Source organism: Roseococcus sp. (assembly GCF_965227005.1).
Lineage (GTDB): Bacteria > Pseudomonadota > Alphaproteobacteria > Acetobacterales > Acetobacteraceae > Roseococcus.
Window position 1 is genome coordinate 39,663 of record NZ_CBDDFJ010000037.1, and the last position, 16,888, is coordinate 56,550.

Consider the following 16,888-nt stretch of genomic DNA (forward strand, 5'->3'; position numbering starts at 1 on the left):
GCCCGGGTGGCGTGCCGGGCGCCACCGATCCAGGCTATAGCGGAAGAATGGCATCGCTCCTCGCCCGCCTTTCCGCCCGGCCCCGGCTGACCGTCTTCCTGCTGGGGCTGGCCTCCGTGCTGGCGCTGCCGCCGGTCTACGCCCTGCCGGTCCTGCTCTTCACCATCCCGGCCTTCCTCACGCTGCTCGGCCGGGCGACGGGCTGGCGGCAGGCGGCCTGGCTGGGGTTCTGGTTCGGCTTCGGCTACCAGCTCGCCGGGCTCTACTGGGTCACCCACGCGATCCTGACCGATGTCGCGAAATTCTTCTGGTTGGTGCCGCTGGCCGCGCCCGGCCTCGCTTTGCCCATGGCGATCTACACCGTGATCCCCGCGCTCCTCGCCTGGCGGGCAGGGCCGGGCTGGCCGCGCGTGATCGGCTTCGCCGGCGCCTGGGTCCTGGCGGAGTTCCTTCGCGGCTGGCTCTTCACCGGCTTTCCCTGGAATCTCGCCGGCACCGTCTGGGCCTTCCGGCCGGAGCCGATGCAACTGGCCAGCGTCATCGGGGTGCATGGCCTCTCCCTGCTGACCATCGGCCTCGCCGGCCTGCCGGTCCTGCGAAGCCGCGCCGCCGGGCTGGGCGGGCTCGCGGTGCTCGCGCTCTGGATGGGCTTCGGGGCCTGGCGGCTCCAGGCGAACCCGGCCGCCGAGACGCCGGTGCGCGTGGTGCTGGTGCAGGGCAATGTGGCGCAGGACCTGAAGTGGGATCCCTCGCAGCGCCGGCCCATCTTCGACCGCTACCTGACGCTTTCCGCCGGGGCCGCCCGCGCCTCGGCCGCCGCCCATCCCGGCCAGCCCGTGCTGGTGGTCTGGCCCGAGACGGCGAGCCCCTTCCTGCTCGCCCAGGATCCCGATGCGCGGCGCCTCGCCGCCGAGGCCCTGCCGCCGGGCGGGATGCTGCTCGCGGGCACGGTGCGGGCCGATTGGAACGCGGAGGGACAGCTGTCGAGCCTGCACAACAGCCTCGTGGCGCTCGATCCCGAGGGCGAGGTGGTGGGCCTCTTCGACAAGGCGCATCTGGTGCCCTTCGGGGAATACATGCCCTTCGGGGGGCTGCTGCCGATCCGCATGGTGACCGGCGGCATCGATTTCTCGGCGGGGCCGGGGCCCGCCGCGCTCGTCTTGCCGCATGGACTGCCGGCGCCCGGGCCGCTCATCTGCTACGAGGTGATCTTCTCCGGCCGGGTGGTGGGCGCGGAGCGGCCCGCCTGGCTGCTCAACATCACCAACGACGCATGGTTCGGGGTCTCCACCGGCCCCTTCCAGCATCTCGCCTCGGCCCGGATGCGGGCGGTCGAGGAGGGGCTGCCGATGGTACGCGCGGCGCAGACGGGCATTTCCGCGGTCTTCGACGCCTCGGGGCGGGAGGTCGCGAGGATGGGTCTGGGCGCGACCGGCACGATCGAGACGGCGCTTCCTCCACCCCTTGCGCCGACCCTTTTTGCCCGGGGCGGGATTTGGATTCCCTTATTCCTCGGCATGATCGCGCTTCTCCTTTCGGAAGTCCTGCGCCGGCGGCGGCCTTCTGCTTGAGAGCGGGCCTCGGATAGAGGTCATTCATTTATTGAGAATTAGGAAAAATATTGACGCTACTCGGCTTGGTCGGTATGGGCTGCGGTACACGCGGAGCTATCCTGCGGCGCAGTCTTCCGCCGTATCTCAGGCGATCAATGCATAGGAATGCAACCCGATGCAGGCCGTCAGCTTAGGGATCTGGTGAGAACGGCCTAAGCCGAAAGAAGCGGGTGGGATGAGTGTCAGTATGAGAGAAGCGATGCCGACTGGCGAAAACACCGAGCGTGCCGAGAAGGAACATCGCCCGAGCCCGATCGACGTTCACGTCGGCTCGCGGGTTCGTCTTCGCCGCACTCTCCTCGGCATGAGCCAGGAACGCCTCGGCGAGGCGCTGGGTCTGACCTTCCAGCAGGTGCAGAAATACGAGCGCGGGGTGAACCGCATCGGCGCCTCGCGGCTCTTCGACCTGTCGCGCGTTCTCGACGTGCCGATCAGCTTCTTCTTCGACGACATGCCCGGCACGGTCGGCGGCAGCCAGGGCTTCGCCCGCCGCGTCTCCGGTTTCGCCGACGCGCAGGACGGCTTCGAGGATGACACGCTCCACCGGCGCGAGACGCTCGAACTGGTGCGCGCCTATTACCGCATCTCCGATCCGGCGGTGCGCAAGCGGGTCTTCGACCTGATCAAGGCGATGACGCCTTCTGATTAAATCGCGGAGCGATTGATTCAGAAGGGAGGCTTTTTGCGCCCTCAAACGCCGGGCGACCGATGCGCCGGGCCGGGAGCTGAAGCGGCCGGTGGCGCTACCCGCCCAACCGATACCCGCCCTCATCCGTCAGCAGCAGCTTCGCCGCCTGGGGCTCGGGCTCGATCTTGCGCCGCAGCCGGTAGATATGCGTCTCCAGCGTGTGGGTCGTGACGGCGCTGGAATAGCCCCAGACCTCGCCCAGCAGTTCCGCCCGCGCGACCGCCCGCCCGCCCGCGCGGTGCAGATAGAGCAGGATCGCCGCCTCCTTCTCCGTCAGGCGGATGCGCTTGCCGTCCGGGCCCAGCATCAGCTTGGCCGCCGGATGGAAGGCGTAGCCGCCGAGCGGGATCGCCGCGTCCGGCGAGGCCTCGAAGGTCGCGAGCAGCGCGTGCAGCCGGGCCACGAGGTCCGGCAGGCGCACCGGCCGCGGCACGCGCGCGCTGATGCCGGCCGGCAGGACCTGCGGGGTGAGTTCCTCCGGCGCCTGGCCCAGCAGCAGCACGGGCCGCCCACCGCCGGCCTCGCGCAGCAGCGGCCCCCAATGGGAGGGGCCGGGCAGGGCGGCGGCATCCAGCAGCGTCGCGTCGATGCGGCCCGCCGCCCCGGCCAGCTTGAGCTGCCCGGCTTCGGGAGAGGCGGTCTCTGCGGAAAAATTCGTGCCCTGGGCAAGCTGGAGCGGCAACAGCGCGGCGAGCGCGGCATCCGTCGTGACGATCAGGAGTTTTCGACCAGGCATACAGGCCCATCGGTTACCGGCGCTTGAGGCATAGCACCCGCCCGGAGGCCGGGGAAAGGTTCGGCGCAACTCGCACATGGCTCGCCGGTTGAGAAACTTTAGCCCCTCCCCCTGCGCGACTGCATCCAATGGCCACATTTGATTCGTATGTGGAAGCGCTCCAGGATCAATGCTGCATGACAAGTAATGCCAATCAGGCCGCGGTCAGCCAGGCCCTCAAGCCCCCCGCGGCAGAGATACTGGCGTTGCGCGCTGTCCATCGCGCCGTGTCGGAGCTCCGGCGCGGCACGCCCGTGATTCTCCGCGACGCGTTCGGCCAGGCCCTGGCCGTGGCTGCCGCCGAGACGGTCAGCACCCCCGGCCTCGCCGAAATCGCCGCCCTGGCCGGCGTCCCGCCCGTGCTGCTGCTCTCGCCGGTTCGCGCGGCCGCCGTGCTCCTCCGCCCCGTTCCGCTCAGCGCGCCCGAGGAGGGCGTCGTGGCGCTGCGGCTGCCCGCCGCCCTGATCGCGCCCGAGCGCCTGCGGGGCCTCGCCGATCCGACGGCCGAGTTGCTGCTCCTCGATGGCCAGACCCCGGAGCTGGCGCCGCAACCGCCGCTGGCGGCCGCCGCGATGGCGCTGTGCAAGCTTGGCCGCCTGCTTCCGGCCCTCGTCGCCGCGCCGGTCCCTGATCGGGACGTGCCCGGCCTCCTCAGCGTCACCGCCGCCCAGATCCTCGCCTATCCCGAGACGGCCGCGACCACCCTGCGCGTCGTGGGCGAGGCCCGCGTGCCGCTCGAGGACGCGCCGGAGACCCGCATCACAGCCTTCCGCGCGGCCGATGGCGGCATCGAGCACCTGGCGATGATCGTCGGCGACCCGGCCGCCGTCCTGGCCTCCGGGCAGGCGCCGCTGGTCCGGCTGCATTCCGAATGCTTCACCGGGGACCTGCTGGGCTCGCTCCGCTGCGATTGCGGCCCCCAGCTGCGCGGGGCGCTGCGGCGCATGGCCGAGGTGGGGGCGGGCGTGCTGATCTATCTCGCTCAGGAGGGGCGCGGCATCGGCCTCGTGAACAAGCTGCGCGCCTATGCGCTGCAGGATCAGGGACTGGACACGCTCGATGCCAACCGGGCACTCGGCTATGGCGCCGACGAACGGAACTTCCTCGTGGCCGCCACCATGCTGCGGCTGCTGGATGTGCCGCGCGTGCGGCTGCTGACCAACAACCCCGACAAGATCTCGGCGCTCTCGGCCTGCGGCGTCGAGGTCGTCAGCCGCGAGCAGCATATCTTCGCCGGCAATGGCGTGAACGACCGCTACCTGGCGACCAAGGCGGAGCGCTTCGGACACATGTTCTAGAGAAGACCCGATCAGGCTGTTTCGCCTGATCGAGTAAAAATTCTCGAAAAACAACAGTTCAGCGCTTTCGTCGGGCGCCCGCGCTGCGTCAGGCCTCGTCGTCGAGCGCCAGGGTCGCGAAGCTGGCCAGCCAGTGCTCGCCCATATAGTCCCCGGCGATATGCGGCAGGCCGGCCGCGAGGTGCCGCGCGGCCGCTTCCAGGGCCGGAGCGCGGCGAGCATGGCCCGCCGGCAGCGCCAGCCCCAGCGAGCGCCAGCACCAGGCTCGACTGAGATTAAGCCCGTCCAGATGCGCGAGCTTGCCGTCGGAGCGATCGGTGACAGTTGCCGGACGGAACAGCGTCGCCGGCAGGCCCGAGGCGAGGTCCGGCAGGAAGCGGTCGAACCAGGGGCCGAACTCCTCCGCCGGCAGGAGGCGGCGCATGCATTCGGCCTCGATCAGCGCCGAGGACAGGAAGTCGTCGCCGCTCGGCTCGCCCCAGGCGGGGCAGGCGGCGTCCTCGCCGTACCAGCGCCGCGCCGTCTCCAGCAGCAGGCCGGACAGCGCCCCGTCCTGGGCGGCGGCGGCGTAGTCGGCGGCCATCCGCAGGCCGAAGGCGGTGTTGAAATGCGTGCCGACCCGCACCGGATAGGTCGCGAGCGGAAGGAAATCGCGATAGCGCTGGGCGAAGATCGCGGCCAGGGGCGCGAGTTCGCGTGCCCATTTCGGGTCGTCCTGCCAGGTCAGCTCCTCGGCGAGCTTCAGCAGCCAGGCCCAGCCATAGGGCCGCTTGAAGCCGCGCGCCGAAGGCATCGCCAGATAGGCGTATTCGGCCGCGACCTTGGCCGGCACGAATTGCACGTCGAACAGGGCGCGGATCGCCGGGGCCGAGGGCAGCTCAGGAAAGCGCCGCAGCAGCCGCGCCAGCATCCAGTGACTGTGCACGCAGGAATGCCAGTCGTAGCTGCCGTGGAAGATGGGGTGCAGATCCGACGGCGTGCGGGCATCGGCCGGCCCATTGAGAACGTGGTCGGGCTTGTTGGGATATTCGCGACGCACATGGCCCAGGGCGATGACGGCGAAGCGCTCCGCGAGCTCCAGGGTCAGCATCGTCACGTGACCCGGTCGAGTTCCGCCTCGGACATGTTGCCGGGCACCACGGTCATCGGGATCGTCATCTTCGCGCCCAGCCGCCCGGTCAGCGCCTGGATGAGCGGCCCCGGCCCCTTGCTGTCCGCGGCCGATGCCAGCACCAGGATCGAGATGCGCGGATCTTCCGCCAGCAGGGCCAGGAGCTCGTCCGCCGTATTTCCCTCGCGGGTGATGAGCATGGGGATGCCGCCCGTGATCTCGCGCACCTGCGCGGCCAGTCCGGCCAGCGTGGATTCGGCCTCCTCCAGCCGTTCCTGCGCCATCAATGCGCCGATGCCGGCCCATTCAGACTGCCCCACCGGCTCGACCACGCGCAGCAGGGCCACGCGCCCGCCGGATTTCGCGGCGCGCAGCGCGGCATAGCGCAGCGCCACCGCGCGCTCCGGGCTGTCATCCACCACGACGAGGAAGACGCGGTCGCGCCTGGCGCGCTCGGCCGTCGTTTCGCTCATTAACCCCTCCGGAAGATCACGCTGCCCGCCCAGCCGGCGAAAGCCGCCGCCAGGATGCAGAGCAGAGCGTAGATCACCGGCTGGCCTTGCGCGACCTTCGCAATCTCCGCGGCCGATCCGGACCTTTCCACCAAGAAGGAGAGCTCCTCCGTCGCCACGATCCGCCGCGCCCGGATGAGCAGCACCTGGACCGCATATTGTCCCGGCTGCACCGTGGCGGGGAGGGACAACCGGAAGTTGAACAGCCGCGAGCCGGCGATTTCGATGGGCGAGGGGTCCTCCTGCCAGAGGCGCGAGTTGCGCTTCAGCTCCACCAGCGCGCGGCGAAAGCCCGGACCGCGCGCGCCGGTGAACTGGAGGGGAATGGAATCGATGCCGATCCCCTGCTCCTGCCGAAGCTGCTCGGGCAGGAGCTGCCAGGGCGGCCGCGTCCCGGCGATGGCGTAGAAGACCGGCACCTCCTCGAAGCGCGCGGAAGGGCCGTTGAGCCAGAGCCCGAGCACACTCACCTTCCGGCGCACGACGAAGGGGCCCGAGGCGCCGCGCGCCATGACGATGACCTCGTCGCCGCCGGGGCCCAGCGGCTGCTCGGTGCTGCCGAAGACCAGGATGCTCTCGCCGACGAAGGCCGTGGTGATGTCGACACGCTCGGTGGAGAGGCGTGCGACGAGTTCGGAGGGTTGGCCGAAGGCCAGGGCCGGGAAGAGGCCGGCGATCACCGCCAGCAGATGAAGCCAGGCCCTCACAGCGCGGGCCCGACGCTGAACAGCTGGGCCGGCTCGCGCAGCAGGTCCCACAGCAGCGAGGCCGCCACGGCCAGGACCAGGGCGCCCAGCAGCGCCCGCGTCTCCTCGCCGCGCAGCTTGCCGCCCATCGCCGCGCCGAACTGCGCCCCCGCGACGCCGCCCAGCAGCAGCAGCAGGGTCAGCACGATATCCACGCCGCCGACCTGGATCGCCTGGAGGAAGGTCACCATCGCGGTGACGCAGACGACCTGGAACAGCGAGGTGCCGATCACCACCGCCGTCGGCATGCCCAGGATGTAGATCATGGCCGGGACCAGCATGAAGCCGCCGCCCACGCCCATCACGGCCGAGAGCACGCCGATCAGGAAGCCGACGCCCAGCGGCGGGATCACGGAGATGTAGAGGCGGCTCTTGCGGAAGCGGATCTTGAAGGGCAGCCCATGCGCCCAGCTGTGGTTGTGCAGACGATGCGCCGCGCCCTTGCGGCGCCGGCGGAAGATGGCGCGCACGCTCTCCATCACCATCAGCAGGCCGACGGAGCCGAGCACCACGACGTAGAACAGCGCGACCGCCGCATCCACCTGGCCGAGCCGGCGCAGCAGCGCGAAGAGCTGCACGCCGGCGACGCTGCCGAGGAGGCCGCCCGCCACCAGCACGCCGCCCATCTGCCAGTCGACATTGCCGCGCCGCGCCTGCGCGATCAGCCCCGAGACGGAGGCGCCCAGCGTCTGGTTGGCGCCCGAGGCCACGGCGACGGTGGAGGGAATTCCCAACAGAATCAGCATCGGCGTCAGCAGGAAGCCGCCGCCCACGCCGAAGAGGCCCGAAAGCCAGCCCACGCTGAAGCCGACGCCCACCAGAAGGAGGACATCCACGCTCATCTCGGCAATGGGCAGATAGACCTGCAAAGCGCGGAACCAAGTGATGGACGGGGCCACCCTTCACCGGGAAAAGTGGCATCGCAAGGGCAGGTCCGGACCCGTCCGGGATCATCTTGCGTGATGCGATCTTTCCAGGCCTCCTGTGGCCTTCTGGGCACAAGTGGCGCAGAAGAGGGCCGCCATGTTCAGCCGTCGATCGCTCCCAGCGCTGCTCGCCGTCCCGGCCTTTCCCGTGCCGGCCTTGCGCGCTTCCGCCGAGGCCGCGACGCAGGTCTCGCTGATTCACCTCAACGATTTCCATTCGCGCCACGAACCCATCGCCGCCTCGGCCGCGGCCTGCCGCGCCGGCGAACCCTGCTTCGGCGGCTCGGCGCGCATCGCGACCGCCATCGCCGAGGCGCGCGAGGGGGCACGGGCGGCGGGACGCGCCTCGCTGCTGCTGGAGGCCGGGGACGAGTTCCTCGGCAGCCTCTTCTTCACCCAGCACGAAGGCCTGGCCGAGGCCGCGGTGCAGAAGGAGTGGGGGGTGCAGGCCTTCACCCTCGGCAACCACGAATTCGACCTGGGGCCGGAGAAGCTCGCGGCCTATCTGGCGGCCGTGCCCTTCCCGGTGCTCTGCGCCAATATCGACGTGACGCAGGAGCCGGCCCTGGCCGGCAAGCTGGCGCCCACCATCGCCTTCCGGCGCGAGAACCTGCGCGTCGTGGTCGTGGGCCTGACCACGCCGGATACGCCGACGCTCTCCGCGCCCGGCCCGAACATCCGCTTCACCGATCCGCTGGAGGCCGCCAACCGCGCCGTCTGGGAAGCGCGGCGCGAGGGGCCGGCGACGGTGGTGCTGCTGTCGCATCTCGGCCTTGGCGCGGATCGGCGCCTGGCCGCCGAGATCGCGGGGGTGGACGTGATCCTGGGCGGGCATTCGCACAGGCTGGTCGCCCCGCCCGAAGTAGTCGACGGGCAGGACCGGCCGGTGCTGATCGCCCAGGCCCAGGCCTTCGGGCGCTATCTCGATCGCTTCGACCTCGACCTCGCCGCCGATGGGCGCATCGCCACGCACCAGCAGCGCATGCGCGAGATGTCGGGCGATATCGCCGAGGATCCGGCCGTCGCGGCCATCGTCGCGCGCTTCGCCGAGCCGCTGGAGGCGCTGCGCCGGCGCGTGATCGGCCGGCTGCCCGAGGCGCTGGACAATCGCGGCTGCTATCTCGCCCCCTGCGCCCTGGGCGAGATGGTGGCCGAGGCCATGCGCAAGGCCGTGGAGGCCGAGATCGGCTGGCAGAACGGCGGCGGGCTGCGGGCCGGACTGCCGGCGGGCGAGATCTCGCTGGGCGATCTGCTGACCGTGCTGCCCTTCGGCAATTCGGTGGCGCGCATGCGCCTGCGCGGCACGACGATCCGGGCCGCGCTGGAAAACGGGCTGTCGCGGCTGCCCGATGGCTCGGGGCGCTTCCCGCAACTGGCCGGGCTGCGCTTCACGCTGGATGCCCGGCGGCCCGTCGGGCAGCGCGTGACGGGCGCCGAGGTGCGCGAGGCCGATGGCAGCTGGAAGCCGCTCGATCCCGAGCGCGCCTATCTGGTCGCGACCAATGACTTCCTCCGCCGTGGCGGCGACGGCTTCGCGCTCTTCGCCGAGGCCGCGCTGGAGGCCAGGGACGACGGCCCCCTGCTCAGCGACGCGGTGGAGCGGGCGCTGGGTGGATAGGCCCGCGGCGGATCAGTGGGCGGCGCTTTTCGAAAACAGGTTCATCACCAGCACCCCGGCGATGATCAGGGCCATCCCGACGATGGCCGGCACGTCCAGCTTCTGCCCCTGCCAAAGCCAGGCCACCGTTGCGATCAGCACGATGCCCGCGCCGGACCAGATGGCATAGGCGATGCCCGTCGGGATCGTCCGCAGCGTCAGGGACAGGCAGAAGAACGCCAGCAGATAGGCCGCCGCGCAAACCAGGCTGGGGCCGAGCTTCGTGAATCCGTCTGACGTCTTCAGGAAGGTCGTCCCGATGACCTCGGCCACGATGGCAACGGCCAGATAGAGATAGTTCACGGGCGCCTCCCCCATCGCGCGTCAGGGCCGCCCCGGGCGCGGCTTGCCGCGCCCGGGAGCGCCGAAGGGCTACGCCCTCGGCAGGAAGCCCACGATCCGCTTCGCCTCGGTGACGATCGGCCGTGCGATCGCCTCCGCCTTTTCCGCGCCCTTGCGCAGCTCGGCATCCAGCGTCGGCAGGTCTTCCAGGAAGCGCAGCATCTCCGTGCGGATCGGCTCGAGATGGGCGATCAGCGCATCCGCCAGGACGTCCTTGAAGGGACCGAAGCCCTTGCCGCCATGCTCGCGCAGCACGGCGTCCGGCGTCGTCCCCGTCACCGCGGCCAGGATGCCGACGAGGTTGCGCGCCTCGGCGCGGCCCTCGAAGCCCAGCACGTTCTCCGGCAAGGGCTCGGGATCGGTCTTGGCGCGCTTGATCTTGCTGCGGATGGTGTCGGTGTCGTCGTTGAGGTTGATGCGCGACTGGTCCGAGGCATCCGACTTGCTCATCTTCTTCGAGCCGTCGCGCAGCGACATCACGCGCGCGGCGACGCCCATGATGTGCGGCTCGATGCGCGGGAAGAACTCCACGCCGTAATCGTGGTTGAACTTCTGGGCGATGTCGTTGGCGAGCTCGAGATGCTGCTTCTGGTCGTCGCCGACCGGCACCGAGGTCGCCTTGTAGACCAGGATGTCGGCCGCCATGAGGTTCGGATAGACATAGAGGCCCGAGGACATCGCCTCGGAGTTCTTGCCCGCCTTGTCCTTGAACTGTGTCATGCGGTTCAGCCAGCCAAGCCGCGCCACGCAGTTGAAGATCCAGGCGAGCTCGGCATGGGCCGGCACATGGCTCTGGACGAAGAGGGTGCATTTGGCGAGGTCGAGACCGCAGGCCAGCAGGGTCGCGGCCATCTCGCGCGTCTGGGCGAGGAGCTGGGCGGGCTCCTGGAAGACGGTGATGGCGTGCATGTCCACCACGCAGAAAAGGCACTCATGCTGGTCCTGCATCGGAACCCAGTTCCGGATCGCGCCCAGGTAGTTGCCCAAGGTGGGCACGCCAGAGGGTTGAATGCCGGAGAAGACGCGCTGCATGACGAAACCTGTGTGATGGGGCGGGGGCGCAGGGTTTGCGCGCCCCAGCGGCCACGTCAACCCCGCCGGACGGGCGAAGGCCGAAGCCTCAGGCGAGATCGCCGGAGACCCAAAGCCGGCGGGCGAAATATGTCGGCTGTTTTTACGGAACGGGCGAGCCGTCGCGATGATCCTACATAATACCATGATTTAAAAAGATAATTTACGTGGCATAACGATTGCTTTCTCTCCAAAGGCTTTCACCGATGGAGACGACAATGCGATCCTTCAAATTGGCCCTGATGGCCGGCGCCGCCCTCTTCGTGGCGCATGCCGGCACTGCCCAGGCCTCGCCGTCCTATGCCTTCACCGTGACGACCGGCCTGACGGGCGGATCGGGCTTCTCGACCCTGCCGAGCTCGACGCCCTTCAGTGGCTCGCCGGCCACCGCGAGCTTCACCTATACGGGCGATCTCAACTTCGTGAACACGGCGGCGCAGAACTCGCCCTCGAATCCCCCGGGCGACACCAACAGCGCGTTCTTCGGCTCGAACGCCAGCGGGATCTCGAATTACAACTATGTCGGCGGCGGGCCGGTCGTTTCCGGCGGCGTCACCGTCGCCAACTTCTCCAACTTGAGCAGCTTCCTCGGTTCCAGTGGCAGCGTCGCCGGCTATCTCTATGGCTCGCTGTACACGATCACCCTCGGCGCCATGGCGGCCGGCACCAATCTGACGATCACCCATGACGACGGCATCAGCCTCTTCAAGGATGGCGTGCAGGTGGCCGGCGGCGTTTCCGGCCCGACCAGCCAGGTGACGGACTTCTTCACCCTCACGGGCGGCAACTACACCCTGTACTACAGCCGCCAGAACGGCACGCCCTCGATCCTGACCGTCGCGGTCCCCGAGCCGGCAAGCCTGGCGCTCCTCGGCGCGGGCCTGTTCGGGCTGGGTTGGGTTCGTCGCCGCAAGGCCGCCACCAAGGCCTGACCTGCGAGAGGGCCGGAGGTTTCCTGGCGGGAACCTCCGGCCTGCCGGCGTCAGGCCCGGCGGACGCCCGTGAAGGTCGAGAGACCCTCCGGGATGTCCAGCAGACTCCGGTGATGGGCGATGACCCGGTAGTATTCCCCGAGCGGCATATAGGGCACGTCCTGGAAGAACTGCGTCTGGAGCTGCCGCGCGACCGCCTGCTGCGCGGGCTGGTCGGGGGCGGCCATCCACTCCTGCCGCAGGCGCTCCAGCGGCTCGCTGGTCGGCCAGCCGAACCAGGCCCGGCTGCCGGTGGCCCGCAGGCCGAGATTGGCCACGGGATTGATCAGCCCCGCCGCGCTGAAGCCCGTGATGAACACGCTCCAGCCGCCGCGCTCCACCGGCTCGCGCGAGCCGCGGCGTTGCACGATGCTGCCCCAGTCCGCCGAGTAGGCCTCCGCGTTCATGCCGGCGCGCCGGAACATGTCCACCGCGACGTCGGCCATGGCCTTCAGATAGGCCATGTCCATGGGCTGCAGCACCACGACCTTCTCGCCGTTATAGCCGGCGGCGGCGAGGTCGTGCTTGACCTTGTCCATGTCGCGCGGGCCACGCAGCACGTCGATGCCGGCGTCGTTCGCCATGGGCGTGTTGGGCAGGAAGAGGCCCACATCGGTGCGCCACAGGCTGCTGTCCGCGCTGAAGGCGGCGGTCATATAGGCCGACTGGTCGAGCGCGCTGAGCGTCGCGCGGCGAATGGCCGGATTGTTGAAGGGCGCATGGAGGTGGTTGAAGCGCAGCACGCTGATGCTGCTGTCATCCGTCACCTTCACGACGTTGTTGCGTGAGCGGCGCAGCAGCGGCAGCAGGTCGTTTGGCGCGTATTCCAGCCAGTCTACCTCACCCTGCTGGAGGGCGGCGGCGGCCGTGGCGGGGTCGGGCAGGACGTGCCACTCGACGCGATCCATATGCGCGATCTTCGGGCCGGCCGAGCGGCTGGCGACGCCGTCGGGGCGGGGCACATAGCCATCGAACTTGCGATAGACGACGCGCGTGCCGGAGATGCGTTCCTCGGGGACGAAGCGGAAGGGCCCGCTGCCCACCATCTCCGCCACCGCGCGCGAAGGGTCGGTCTGGGCCAGGCGCTCGGGCATGATGGCCGGCATCGCGGCCGTGACCTTGCCGAGGGCCTCGGCCAGCAGGGGGAAGGGCTGCTTGAAGCGGAAGCGGATGGTGCGGTCGCTCGGCGCGGTCAGCTCGTCGAGATTGGCGAGCATCTCCTGCCCGAACATGTCGCGCGCGGCCCAGCGGCGAATGCTGGCCACGCAGTCGCGGCCGCGCACCGGCTCGCCGTCATGGAAGCGCAGGCCTTCGCGGAGCGTGATGACCCAGGTGCGGCCGTCATCCTCGATGACGTGGCCGGCGGCCATCTGCGGCCGCACGTTGTAATTGGCATCGAGGCCGTAGAGCGTGTCGAAGACCATGAAGCCGTGCACCAGCGTCACGGTGGCGGTGTTGAACACGGGGTCCAGCACGGTCAGGTCGGCCTGCGGCACGAAGCGCAGCAGGCGCGAGGATGCTCCCTGGGCTCCCACGACACTGGGCGCGGCGACGAGAGCGCCGGTGGCGCCGAGCAGTTGGCGGCGGGTAGTCATGGGGATCGGTCTCCTGAGCCTGACGTTGGCAAACTGCCGCAAGCCGGCCGATCCCGGGAGGGGTTTCGTCGCGCTTTCCTACGACGCATCATCATGAATCCCTATCGAGACGGACTCTCATGGCCCTGCGCTGCGACCTCATCATCCGTGATGCCACCCTGATCGACGGCACGGGCGCCCCGCGCCGCCGCGGCGATATCGGCGTGAAGGGCGATCGCATCGCCGCCATCGGAGATCTCTCGGCCATGTCGGCGGACCGCGAGGTGATGGCCGAAGGCCGCGTCGTGGCGCCCGGCTTCATCGACGCGCACACCCATGACGACCAGGCTGTGCTCTGCGGTCCGGCCTGCATGCTCTGCAAGACCTCGCAGGGCGTGACGACGGTCGTGGTCGGCAATTGCGGCATCAGCCTCTCCCCCGTGACCATGAGCGAGCGCCCGCCCGCCCCGCTGGATTCCGTGGGCGAGCTGGAATGGTGGCGCTTCGGCAGCTTCGGCGAATATGCCGAGCGCCTGCGCGTTGAGCCCTCCGCGGTGAACACGCTCGCGCTGATCGGGCACATGTCGCTGCGCGTGGGCGCCATGGGGCGCGACCTCGATCGTCCGGCGACGGACAAGGAGGCCGAGCGCATGCGCAAGCAGCTCGCCGAGGCGTTGAGCGAGGGCGCGGCGGGCCTGTCCACCGGCCTGTTCTACCCGCCCAGCAAGCATGCCCCGACCGACGAGGTCATCGCCGTTTCCGAGGCGCTGCGCGCGACGGGCGGCCTCTACGTCACCCATATGCGCGACGAGGCGGACCATGTGCTGGAGAGCATCGAGGAGACGCTGAAGATCGGCGCCGCCGTGGGTGCGCCGGTCGTCATCAGCCACCACAAATGCGCCCAGCCGGAGAATCACGGTCGCTCGGTGCAGACCCTGCCGCTGATCGAGCAGCACGCCGCGAAGTATCCCGTGGCCTTCGACGTCTATCCTTACGCGGCGGCCTCCACCTCGCTCGCCGCGCGCAAGCCGCGCCCGGACGTGCCGATCACCGTCGCGAGCTCGGTGCCGCATCCGGAGATGGCCGGCCGCGCGCTGAAGGACATCGCGGCGGAATGGGGCGTGGACCTTCAGGAGGCGGCGAACCGGCTGCTGCCGGCCGGCGGCGTCTTCCACAACATGTCCGAGGACGACGTGCAGCGGATCATGGCGCACCGCTTGTCGATGATCGGCAGCGATGGCGGCCCGCTCGCCAAGCACCCGCATCCGCGCCTCTGGGGCACCTTCCCCCGCGTGCTCGGCCATTACAGCCGCGAGCTCGGCCTCTTCGACCTTGAGACCGCCGTGCACAAGATGACCGGGCGCACCGCCAAGGTCTTCGGCATCGCCGAGCGCGGCACGCTGACCGAGGGCGCCTATGCGGATCTCGTGATGTTCGACGCGGCCACCGTGAAGGACCGCGCGACCTTCGCCGAGCCGCGCCAATGCGCCGACGGCATCGTCGAGACCTGGGTGAACGGGCGGTCCGTCTACACCCATGCGAAGGGGGCGAGCGACACGCCGGCCGGGCGCCTGCTGCAGCGCGTGCCCGTCGCGGCATGACCCTGCGCCCGGTGGCGCTTGCGGAGGTTCCCGGCGGGCTGTGGCTCTCCGCCATGCCGGGACGCGCGGCGCCGCTGGGCGATTTTCTGGCGGCGACGGCCGCCGCGAAGATCGGCCAGGTGCTCTGCCTGGCCGGTGACGCGGAGATCGCCGCGAAGGCGCCGGACTATGCGGCGCTGCTGGCCTCGGGCGATCTGCCCTGGATCTGGCGTGCCCATCCGATCGAGGATTTCGGCGTGCCGGAGGATGCGGCCGGCTTCGTGGCCTGCATCGCGCAAACCGCCGCGCTGCTGCGCCAGGGCGAGCGGATCGTGCTGCATTGCGCCGCCGGCATCGGGCGCACCGGCATGGCCGCGCAATGCCTGCTGCTGACCCTGGGCCTGGATCGCGCCGAGGCGCTGGCGCGGGTCACGGCCGCAGGCTCGCATCCCGAGACGGCGCGGCAGCGCGCCTTTATCGGCCTGGTCTGACTACCGGCGCATCAGGCGCCGCAGCTCGCGCAGGTTCATCCCGCCCGAGAGCTGCGCGGCCGCGAAATACGCCGCCCCGCCCACGGCGCAGATCGCGCCAAGCAGCGCCACGCCCACGAGGCCGGGCCCCGGCGACAAGACGAGCTTCAGCCCGAACAGCACCCCGCCCATCACGGCGGCCGACAGCAGCAGCCGCGGTGCCACGCGGCGCAGGCGATGGTCCCAATGCAGCTGCCCGCGCCGCGACAGCAGCCAGGCCAGCAGCCCCGCATTCACCCAGGCCGAGATGACGGTCGCCAGCGCCACGCCCACATGCTGCAGCGGCCCCATCAGCGCGAGGTTCAAAGCGAGGTTCAGCACCACGCAGAAGATGCCGATCTTCACCGGGGTGGCGGTATCCCCGCGCGCGAAGAACCCGGGCACGAAGACCTTCACCAGCACAAAGGCCGGCAGGCCGAAGGCATAGGCGACCAGCGCATGCGAGGTGAGCCGCGCCTCCTCCGGCCCGAAGGCGCCGCGCTGGAACAGCGCTTCCAGGATGGGCAGCGCCAGAAGGGCGAGCGCCACCGCCGCCGGAACCGCCAGAGCGAGGGAGATCTCGATGGCGCGGTTGATGCTGCGATGGGCCGAGAGCGGCTGGCCCGCATGGATCTGCCGCGCCAGCAGCGGCAGCAGCGCCGTGGCGACCGCCGCGCCGATGACGCCGAGCGGCAGCTGCGCCACGCGGTCCGCGTAATAGAGGTAGGAGACCGAGCCCGAGGGCAGGAAGGAGGCGATGATGACGTCGACCGCGAGGTTGAGCTGCGTCACGCCCGCGCCCACCAGCCCCGGCCCCATCCGCCGCAGCACCATCCGCACCTCCGGCGGCAGGCTCGGCGCGCGAAAGATGTTGAGCGCCATGCCCGCCCGCGCGCAGGCCCACATCACCAGCCCCAGCTGCACCGCGCCCGAGACGGTGACGCCCCAGGCCAGCGCATGGGCGGGAGTGGCCACGAAGGGGGCGAGGGCGAAGAGCGCGATCATCGAAAGCAGATTGAAGAATATCGGTGCGGCTGCCGCCGCCGCGAATTTCCCCAGCCCGTTGAGCACGCCGCTCACCAGCGCCGTCAGGCAGATCAGCAGCAGATAGGGGAAGGTGATGCGCGTGAGCTCGATGGCCAGTGCGAATTTGGCCGGATCGTCGCGGAAGCCCGGCGCCAGCACCTGCATGAGCTGCGGCATGAAGATGAGGCCGAGCCCGGTAAGGATGGCGAGCCAGAGCGTCAGCAGCATCGCCATCCGCTCGGCCAGCGCCTTGGCGGCGACCGGCCCGCGCTGGGTCAGCGTCTGGGCGAAGGCCGGCACGAAGGCGGCGTTGAAGGCGCCCTCGCCGAAGAGGCGGCGGAACAGGTTGGGCAGCTTGAGCGCGACGAAGAAGGCGTCGGCCATCGGCCCCGCGCCGAGCTTCGAGGCGATGAGCATGTCCCGCAGGAAGCCGAGGACGCGGCTCGCCATGGTCCAGGCGCCGACGGTGGCGATGGAGCGGAACATGGC

The 16,888-nt window shown here is 70.0% G+C and carries 16 protein-coding genes; 7 read left to right on the forward strand and 9 right to left on the reverse strand.

Translation table 11 applies throughout. The annotated features are described in order from the left end of the window. The first annotated feature begins 47 nt into the window (after window positions 1–47). Both lnt and ACO057_RS19920 read left to right on the forward strand, forming a co-directional pair. Window positions 48–1,571, forward strand: a complete 1,524-nt coding sequence (gene lnt / locus ACO057_RS19915) for an apolipoprotein N-acyltransferase (RefSeq protein ID WP_421994723.1) — start codon at window positions 48–50, stop codon at window positions 1,569–1,571. 241 nt (window positions 1,572–1,812) lie between these two features. Next, complete coding sequence (locus ACO057_RS19920; protein ID WP_421994725.1) at window positions 1,813–2,262, forward strand: helix-turn-helix domain-containing protein; 450 nt, start codon at window positions 1,813–1,815, stop codon at window positions 2,260–2,262. A 94-nt stretch (window positions 2,263–2,356) separates the two neighbouring features. Here ACO057_RS19920 and ACO057_RS19925 read toward each other — a convergent pair whose 3' ends face one another. Next, on the reverse strand, window positions 2,357–3,037 hold the full coding sequence (locus tag ACO057_RS19925) for a winged helix-turn-helix domain-containing protein (protein ID WP_421994727.1): 681 nt from the start codon (window positions 3,035–3,037) through the stop codon (window positions 2,357–2,359). 176 nt (window positions 3,038–3,213) lie between these two features. Between ACO057_RS19925 and ribA the strand changes: the two genes are divergently transcribed. After that, complete coding sequence (ribA, locus tag ACO057_RS19930; protein ID WP_421994729.1) at window positions 3,214–4,374, forward strand: GTP cyclohydrolase II; 1,161 nt, start codon at window positions 3,214–3,216, stop codon at window positions 4,372–4,374. Between the two features lie 88 nt (window positions 4,375–4,462). On the opposite strand, the gene ACO057_RS19935 is transcribed toward ribA, so the two are convergent. Genes ACO057_RS19935 through ACO057_RS19950 form a run of 4 tightly spaced genes read right to left on the reverse strand, consistent with a single transcriptional unit; the run spans window position 4,463 to window position 7,642 of the window. Continuing rightward, a complete protein-coding gene (locus ACO057_RS19935) occupies window positions 4,463–5,464 on the reverse strand; it encodes a DUF2891 domain-containing protein (protein ID WP_421995544.1) in 1,002 nt (333 codons plus the stop codon). A 2-nt stretch (window positions 5,465–5,466) separates the two neighbouring features. Next, the gene (locus ACO057_RS19940; protein WP_421994731.1) at window positions 5,467–5,958 is read right to left on the reverse strand and encodes a universal stress protein; all 492 of its coding nucleotides are present in this window, start codon (window positions 5,956–5,958) and stop codon (window positions 5,467–5,469) included. Next, the gene (locus tag ACO057_RS19945; protein ID WP_421994733.1) at window positions 5,958–6,704 is read right to left on the reverse strand and encodes a TIGR02186 family protein; all 747 of its coding nucleotides are present in this window, start codon (window positions 6,702–6,704) and stop codon (window positions 5,958–5,960) included. Before ACO057_RS19945 ends, ACO057_RS19940 begins: the two co-directional genes overlap by 1 nt. Beyond that, on the reverse strand, window positions 6,701–7,642 hold the full coding sequence (locus ACO057_RS19950; protein ID WP_421994735.1) for a sulfite exporter TauE/SafE family protein: 942 nt from the start codon (window positions 7,640–7,642) through the stop codon (window positions 6,701–6,703). The genes ACO057_RS19945 and ACO057_RS19950 overlap by 4 nt, the downstream gene beginning before the upstream one ends. Window positions 7,643–7,766: 124 nt before the next feature. On the opposite strand from ACO057_RS19950, the gene ACO057_RS19955 reads away from it, so the two are divergent. Next, window positions 7,767–9,287, forward strand: a complete 1,521-nt coding sequence (locus ACO057_RS19955) for a bifunctional metallophosphatase/5'-nucleotidase (RefSeq protein ID WP_421994737.1) — start codon at window positions 7,767–7,769, stop codon at window positions 9,285–9,287. 12 nt (window positions 9,288–9,299) lie between these two features. Here ACO057_RS19955 and ACO057_RS19960 read toward each other — a convergent pair whose 3' ends face one another. Continuing rightward, complete coding sequence (locus tag ACO057_RS19960; protein WP_421994739.1) at window positions 9,300–9,629, reverse strand: SMR family transporter; 330 nt, start codon at window positions 9,627–9,629, stop codon at window positions 9,300–9,302. Between the two features lie 69 nt (window positions 9,630–9,698). Continuing rightward, window positions 9,699–10,700: a tryptophan--tRNA ligase gene (gene trpS, locus ACO057_RS19965; protein ID WP_421994741.1), complete on the reverse strand. Its 1,002-nt coding sequence runs from the start codon at window positions 10,698–10,700 to the stop codon at window positions 9,699–9,701. Window positions 10,701–10,957: 257 nt separating this feature from the next. Here trpS and ACO057_RS19970 point away from each other — a divergent pair, with 257 nt between their 5' ends. Next, entirely contained in the window at window positions 10,958–11,671 is a 714-nt protein-coding gene (locus ACO057_RS19970) for a PEP-CTERM sorting domain-containing protein (protein WP_421994743.1), read from the forward strand. A gap of 50 nt (window positions 11,672–11,721) precedes the next feature. On the opposite strand, the gene ACO057_RS19975 is transcribed toward ACO057_RS19970, so the two are convergent. Further along, entirely contained in the window at window positions 11,722–13,305 is a 1,584-nt protein-coding gene (locus ACO057_RS19975) for an ABC transporter substrate-binding protein (protein ID WP_421994745.1), read from the reverse strand. Between the two features lie 119 nt (window positions 13,306–13,424). Here ACO057_RS19975 and ACO057_RS19980 point away from each other — a divergent pair, with 119 nt between their 5' ends. After that, window positions 13,425–14,885, forward strand: a complete 1,461-nt coding sequence (locus ACO057_RS19980; RefSeq protein WP_421994747.1) for an N-acyl-D-amino-acid deacylase family protein — start codon at window positions 13,425–13,427, stop codon at window positions 14,883–14,885. Beyond that, window positions 14,882–15,355, forward strand: a complete 474-nt coding sequence (locus ACO057_RS19985) for a protein-tyrosine phosphatase family protein (RefSeq protein ID WP_421994749.1) — start codon at window positions 14,882–14,884, stop codon at window positions 15,353–15,355. The genes ACO057_RS19980 and ACO057_RS19985 overlap by 4 nt, the downstream gene beginning before the upstream one ends. Here the strand turns inward: ACO057_RS19985 and murJ are convergent, their stop codons facing one another. Continuing rightward, the gene (gene murJ, locus ACO057_RS19990) at window positions 15,356–16,885 is read right to left on the reverse strand and encodes a murein biosynthesis integral membrane protein MurJ (protein WP_421994751.1); all 1,530 of its coding nucleotides are present in this window, start codon (window positions 16,883–16,885) and stop codon (window positions 15,356–15,358) included. Window positions 16,886–16,888 lie beyond the last annotated feature (3 nt).

Coding starts and splice junctions, on each gene's coding strand:
- murJ (WP_421994751.1), bottom strand. CDS start 16,885: ATGTTCCGCTCCATCGCCACCGTCGGCGCCTGGACCATGGCGAGCCGC.
- ACO057_RS19955 (WP_421994737.1), top strand. CDS start 7,767: ATGTTCAGCCGTCGATCGCTCCCAGCGCTGCTCGCCGTCCCGGCCTTT.
- ACO057_RS19970 (WP_421994743.1), top strand. CDS start 10,958: ATGCGATCCTTCAAATTGGCCCTGATGGCCGGCGCCGCCCTCTTCGTG.
- trpS (WP_421994741.1), bottom strand. CDS start 10,700: ATGCAGCGCGTCTTCTCCGGCATTCAACCCTCTGGCGTGCCCACCTTG.
- lnt (WP_421994723.1), top strand. CDS start 48: ATGGCATCGCTCCTCGCCCGCCTTTCCGCCCGGCCCCGGCTGACCGTC.
- ACO057_RS19975 (WP_421994745.1), bottom strand. CDS start 13,305: ATGACTACCCGCCGCCAACTGCTCGGCGCCACCGGCGCTCTCGTCGCC.
- ACO057_RS19925 (WP_421994727.1), bottom strand. CDS start 3,037: ATGCCTGGTCGAAAACTCCTGATCGTCACGACGGATGCCGCGCTCGCC.
- ACO057_RS19980 (WP_421994747.1), top strand. CDS start 13,425: ATGGCCCTGCGCTGCGACCTCATCATCCGTGATGCCACCCTGATCGAC.
- ACO057_RS19985 (WP_421994749.1), top strand. CDS start 14,882: ATGACCCTGCGCCCGGTGGCGCTTGCGGAGGTTCCCGGCGGGCTGTGG.
- ACO057_RS19935 (WP_421995544.1), bottom strand. CDS start 5,464: ATGCTGACCCTGGAGCTCGCGGAGCGCTTCGCCGTCATCGCCCTGGGC.
- ACO057_RS19920 (WP_421994725.1), top strand. CDS start 1,813: ATGCCGACTGGCGAAAACACCGAGCGTGCCGAGAAGGAACATCGCCCG.
- ribA (WP_421994729.1), top strand. CDS start 3,214: ATGACAAGTAATGCCAATCAGGCCGCGGTCAGCCAGGCCCTCAAGCCC.
- ACO057_RS19940 (WP_421994731.1), bottom strand. CDS start 5,958: ATGAGCGAAACGACGGCCGAGCGCGCCAGGCGCGACCGCGTCTTCCTC.